Source organism: Streptomyces kebangsaanensis, from assembly GCF_001906585.1.
Classification (GTDB): domain Bacteria; phylum Actinomycetota; class Actinomycetes; order Streptomycetales; family Streptomycetaceae; genus Streptomyces; species Streptomyces kebangsaanensis.
In genome coordinates this window covers 1628-7318 of record NZ_JUJA01000093.1, presented here as the reverse complement: position 1 = coordinate 7318, position 5691 = coordinate 1628, and the positions used below count along the sequence as shown (strand labels likewise).

The following is a 5691-nucleotide window of genomic DNA, read 5'->3' as shown; positions in this document are numbered from 1 at the left end:
GAGCCACTGGACGCCGCGCTCGACTGCCTTGGAGTCCTTCTCCCCGGCCGCGAGCAGCGCCATCAGCGCCCACGCGGTCTGCGAGGCGGTGGAGGCGCCCCTGCCTCTCCACTCCTTGGCGTCCTGGTAGGAGCGCAGGTCCTCGCCCCAGCCGCCGTCGTCGTTCTGCACGCCCTCCAGCCAGGCCACCGCGCGGCGGATCGCCGGGTGGGAGCCGGGCAGGCCGGCGGCGGTCAGGGCGGGTACGACGGACCCGGTGCCGTAGAGGTAGTTGACGCCCCAGCGGCCGAACCACGAGCCGTCCGGCTCCTGTTCGGCCAGCAGCCACTGGATGCCGCGCCGGGTGCGCGGGTCGTGGGACAGTCCCTCGGCGGCGAGCATCTCCACGACGTGCGCGGTGACGTCGGCCGACGGCGGGTCGATGACCTCGCCGAAGTCGCAGAACGGCAGCCGGTTGGGGAAGGGACTGGTGTTGTCGACGTCGAAGGCGCCCCAGGCGCCGTTCCTCGACTGCATGCCGAGGTTCCAGCGGACCCCGCGCCCGATGGCCTTGTCCACCCGCTCCGGGTCGTGGTGCCTGACCCGGCGCAGCGCGAGGACGACCTCGGCGGTGTCGTCGATGTCGGGGTAGTTGTCGTTGTGGAACTCGAACGCCCAGCCGCCCGGCGGCAGCCCCGGCCGGCGCACCGACCAGTCGCCGGGGCGCACGATCTGCTCGCCGAGCATCCAGTCGGCGGCCTTGACCAGCTGCGGGTGGTCGGCGGGAAGACCGGCGTCGGCGAGCGCGATGGTGGCCAGGCAGGTGTCCCAGACGGGCGACTGGCATGCCTCGATCATCCGGGCGCCGTCCTCGCGCCGGACGGCGAAACGGTCCAGCGACTGGAGGCCGGTGCGCATCACCGGGTGGTTGAGGTCGTAGCCCAGCAGGTGCAGCGCGATGATCGAGTACACGGCGGGCGGCTGGATGCCGCCCCAGCAGCCGTCGTTCTCCTGCCGTTCGATGATCCAGCGGGCCGCGGTGTTCATCGCGGCCCGGCGCACCCGTCTGGGCGCCACCTTGTGGAAGGCGTGCAGCGCCTTGTCCAGGCGCTGGAAGACGCCGTCCCAGCTCGTGACCGGGGCGAGCGGCCTGGGCGGGCCGGGGCGGTCCGGGTCGGTGTGCAGCTCGTCCAGCGGGAAGGGCGCGGGGCGCACCGGCCGCTTGGCGGAGACGATGGTGAGCGGCACGATGGTCTGCCGGGCCCAGCAGCCGAAGTCGTAGATGTTGAGCGGCAGCCAGGAGGGGAACCAGATCAGCTCGGGCGGGAGCTCGGGCAGGTCCTCCCACTTCCACCAGCCGAACAGGGCGAGCCAGATCCGGGTGAAGACGCGGGAGGCGGCGATGCCGCCCTGCGCCCGGATCCAGGCGGAGGCCCTGGCCATGTGGGGGTCGTCGGGCGCGTCGCCGGCCAGACGCAGGGCGACGTAGGCCTCGATGGTGGCGGAGAGTTCGCCGGGCCCGCCGTAGAAGGTGGCCCAGGTGCCGTCCTCGCGTTGCTCGCCGCGGATGAACAGGGCGGCGGCGCGGGTGGTCGCCTCGTCGGAGATGCCCAGGAACTGGCGCAGCAGCAGGTCCTCGGCGTCCATGGTGACGTTCGTCTCCAGGTCGCCCTTCCACCAGCCCTCGGCGTCCTGCTGGGCGAGGAGGAAGTCGGTGGCCCGCCGGACGGCGGTTGCGGCGGCTTCTTGTACCCCGGCCGCCTCGGGGGTGGTGAGTACGGTTTCCGTGGCCGCGGCAGCGCGGGACGGCAGTGTTGCCCCGGTGCTTCCGTCGGTCGTCGCTGTCATGGCTTCCCCTTCATGCAGTCGTGCGAGTCGTGCTGCTATGGGTCCGCCGTCGGCCGGTACCTGAAACCTTGCGGCACCGGCCGGCGACTACGCGAGGGTGGTTCGGCCGATAATGATCAACTCTTTCGTACGACGACGAAGTCCGCGAGCGCCGTGAACGCGGCCCGTACCCGCTCGGGCATGTGCACGGCGTCGAGGGCTTCGATGGCGATGGTGTGCTGACGGCGTGCCTCCTCGGCCGTCCACTCGCGGCCGCCCGCCTCCTCGATGAGGGCGGCGCGGGCCGCGAACTCCTCCTCGGAGAAGTTCGCGAAGTCGCTGCTCTTGGCGTCGGCGGCGAGGATCTCGCCGAGCCGCTCGGAGGCGGAGCCGCCCGCCGCGAGCGCGGCCACGACGGGCAGGGACTTCTTGCGCTGGCGCAGATCGCTCCAGGTCTGCTTGCCGGTGGCCTCCGGGTCGCCCCAGATGCCGAGGAGGTCGTCGACGGCCTGGAAGGCCAGGCCGAGGTGGTAGCCGTACTTCTCCAGCGTGTCGGCGGTGGCGTCGTCCGCGCCGCCGAGGACCGCGCCGACGGAGGAGGCGCAGGCGAGCAGGGCGCCGGTCTTGTTGCCCTCCATCTCCAGGCACTCCTCGACACTGACGCGGTCGCGGTGCTCGTAGGAGATGTCCTGCGCCTGTCCGTCGATCAGGGCGCGGCTGGCGGTGGTCAGACGGCGGGCGGCGCGGCCGGCCTCGACGGTGCCGAGCTCCAGCAGCACCTCGTTGGCCAGGGCGAACAGGGCGTCGCCGACCAGGATGGCCTGGGCGGGGCCGTGCACCTTCCAGACCGTGTCGCGGTGGCGGCGCTGCTCGTCGCCGTCCATCAGGTCGTCGTGCAGCAGCGAGAAGTTGTGCACGAGTTCGACGGCGACCGCGCCGGGCACGCCCACCTCGGGCGCGGCCCCGGCGGCCTCGGCGGAGAGCACGGCCAGGGCGGGGCGTACTGCCTTGCCGCCGGTCCCGTGCGCGGGGTTGCCCGCGACGTCGATCCAGCCGAAGTGGTAGGCGGCGACGGTGTCCATGGGAGGGGCCAGTCGGTCGACGGCCGCCCGCAGTACCGGCGTGGCCAGGGTCCGGCCGCGCTCCAGCAGCGCGGTCACGTCCACCGCGGTCCCTCGAGCGGGCCTCGAGGCCGGGGGAACAGTGGGCACAGTCTCTCCTCTTGTTGCGGTGCCGGGAGTGCGGGGGCCTGCCGCGGACTGCTGATCGAGCGTCATGCCGCCGCCTCCTCGATGGCGAGGAGGCGGCTCGGGCGGGGCCGGCCCAGGGTGCTCAGCGCGGCGTCGGCCGCCTTCACACCACTGCGGACCGCACTCTCCATGGTCGCGGGCCACCCGGTGGCGGTCCACGCTCCGGCCAGGTACAGGCCGGGTGCCTTGGTGCGGGCGCCGGGCCGCAGTCGCCCGACGCCGGGGGCCGGGGCGAACGTCGCCGTGCGCTCCCGGGTCACGAAGAAGTCCCTCACCTCGGCGTCGCGCGCGCGGGGCAGCAGCCGCCTCAGTTCGGGCAGGTAACGCTCGCGCAGGACGGCCACGGGCACGTCGATCTGGTCCTGCGCCACCGACTGGGACACCGCCAGGTACTGACCGTGCTCCAGCCCGGACGCCCCGGTGCGGTCGAAGACCCACTGCACGGGCGTGCCGAGGGCCGCGAAGAAGGGCCTGCTGAGCACGGTGCGGTCGTAGACGACATGGACGTTGAGGATCGGCGCGGTGCCGATGCGGAGCAGCCGGTCGGGGGCGTCCAGGGCGCCCGGCGGCAGCAGGTCGTGCGCCTCGCGCTGCGGTACGGCGAGGACGACGGCGTCGGCGAGCAGTGTCTCGCCGGGAACCTGAACGTTCCAGCTCCCGTTCCCGTCGGGGGAGACGGAGGTGACGCGTGCACGGACCTCGGTACGCACGCCCGCGGAGTCGAGCGCCCTGCGGGCCAGCCGGTCGTGCAGTTCGCCCAGCGGGACGTGGGCCCAGCCGATGTCGGCCGCGCCCGGGTCGGACAGCAGACCGGTCTTGAACACCATCGCGGCCAGCGCCAGCGAGGCGTCGGACGCGACCGCGTTGAGGGTGGCGATCCCGACCAGGTCCCACAGGGCCTCGACGGCGCGCGCGGACTGGCCGTGCGCGGTCAGCCAGCTGCCGAAGTCCTGGGCGTCCAGGGCCGGATCGGCGAGGTCGAGTCCCTTGAGCGCGAGCGCGGCACGCCCCACCCGGGCACGCTCGGCGAGTGTCAGGTGCGGGTAGGTGGCCAGGCTCCGTCCCAGGTGCAGGGGTACGGGCAGTGCGTCGCGGCGCAGTCTGCCCAGGCGCCGTCCCTCGGGCCGGGCGGCGTCGAGGACCGGCACCTCGAGCCGGTCCTGCAGCGGGGCGAGCGCCGCGCCGCCGATCCGGTCGAGGAACCAGCGGTAGGCGGTGCAGCAGCGCAGGTACACGTGCTGTCCGTTGTCGACGGTGAGGTCGCCGCGCCGGAAGGAGCAGGCGAGCCCGCCCAGGCGCGGCCTGCCCTCGAGGAGCGTCACGCGTACTCCGGCGTCGGCGAGTTCGAGCGCCGCGGTCAGACCGGCGAGGCCGCCGCCGACCACGACGGCGTGCCGCCCGGCCGGGCCGGAGGCGTCGGCGAGCGGCCCTTCCCGTCGCATTCCGTCGGTCATCGTGCGTCCTTCCCTGCGCGTCCGCCGCGGTGAGCGGCCGCCCCTCCGACGACGGTTGCCGTCAGGGACGCCGTCCGGCGGCGGAGGGTTGCCCGCCGTTTCCCGCCGGTGGCGTCACCGTGCAGCGACATGTCCATCAGGCACGCCTCCTGACGGTCCGCCGGGTCACGTGCCGGGCGTCGAGGCCGGACAGGCCGCGCACGGCGACGTACGCCTTCTCGTGTCCGGGCAGGGAGACCCGGCCGCGCAGCACGGCCTCCGGCTCGCGCTCGATGCGGTCGAGCAGGCGGCGGTAGATGCCGGCCATGGCGGCGACGCACGCGCCGCTGCGCCGGTCCAGCAGGGGCAGCAGCCGGTAGCCCTCGGCGAACAGGGCGCGGGCCCGCCGCACCTCGAAGTGCACCAGGCCCGCGAAGTCGGAGCCCTCCGGCGGCGTCGGCCCGCGGAACCCGGCCGAGCAGCCGAATTTGGCGAGGTCGTCGGCGGGCAGGTAGGTGCGTCCGCCCTCGGCGTCCTCGCGGACGTCTCTGAGGATGTTGGTCAGTTGCAGCGCGAGCCCCAGCGTGTCGGCGTACTCGGGGGCGCGTTCGGCGCCACGCGCCCCCGGTTCGGTGCCGAACACGCCGAGGGAGAGCCGTCCGATGGCCCCGGCCACGCAGCGGCAGTAGGCCTTCAGGTCGTCCCAGGTCTCGTACGTCTCGCCGCGTACGTCCATCAGGACGCCGTCGATGAGCTCGTCCAGGCCGCCGAGCGGGATCGGGAAACTGCGGGCCGCGTGGGTGAGGGCGACGGCGACGGGGTCGGTGTCGTCGTCCTCGACCGTGCCCTCGCGGATCCGGCCGAGCAGCGCCCTCGTGTCCTCCAGACGGGTGATTTTGACGTCGTCGGCCAGCGCGCCGTCGCCGATGTCGTCGACACGCCGGGAGAACGCGTACAGCGCCGACATCGCACGGCGCTTGGGTGTCGGCAGCAGCCTGATGCCGTAGGCGAAGTTGCGGGCCTGCCCGCCGGTGACGGCCTCGCAGTAGCTGTAGGCGGCGAGTACCGGCGCGGACACGTGCGGTTCCGACTCCACGGCCCGGATCACCCCTCTCCTCGCAGAATCACGCCCACCTCGCGCAGCAACCGGACCTTGCCGGGCCTGGGCGGGCCTGGAAGTACGTCGTAATCGGCGGCGGCGA

At 73.5% G+C, this 5691-nt stretch carries 5 protein-coding genes and 1 pseudogene; all 6 read right to left on the bottom strand.

All coding sequences use genetic code 11. From position 1 onward, the window contains the following. Positions 1-1827, bottom strand: a 1827-nt coding sequence (gene shc, locus RH94_RS13870; protein WP_234425753.1) for a squalene--hopene cyclase, incomplete at its 3' end; no start/stop codon positions are given. Positions 1828-1943: 116 nt separating this feature from the next. Continuing rightward, entirely contained in the window at positions 1944-3083 is a 1140-nt protein-coding gene (locus tag RH94_RS13865) for a polyprenyl synthetase family protein (protein WP_073947914.1), read from the bottom strand. Next, positions 3080-4510, bottom strand: coding sequence for a hydroxysqualene dehydroxylase HpnE (gene hpnE / locus RH94_RS13860; RefSeq protein WP_073947913.1), 1431 nt, complete (start codon positions 4508-4510; stop codon positions 3080-3082). The genes RH94_RS13865 and hpnE overlap by 4 nt, the downstream gene beginning before the upstream one ends. Beyond that, entirely contained in the window at positions 4507-4641 is a 135-nt protein-coding gene (locus tag RH94_RS46635; RefSeq protein WP_407697312.1) for a DUF6380 family protein, read from the bottom strand. The genes hpnE and RH94_RS46635 overlap by 4 nt, the downstream gene beginning before the upstream one ends. A 5-nt stretch (positions 4642-4646) precedes the next feature. Beyond that, the gene (hpnD, locus tag RH94_RS13855) at positions 4647-5597 is read right to left on the bottom strand and encodes a presqualene diphosphate synthase HpnD (RefSeq protein WP_073947912.1); all 951 of its coding nucleotides are present in this window, start codon (positions 5595-5597) and stop codon (positions 4647-4649) included. Further along, a pseudogene (locus RH94_RS43305) lies at positions 5594-5691 on the bottom strand (squalene synthase HpnC); the annotation flags it as partial. The pseudogene RH94_RS43305 and the gene hpnD, both read right to left, overlap by 4 nt.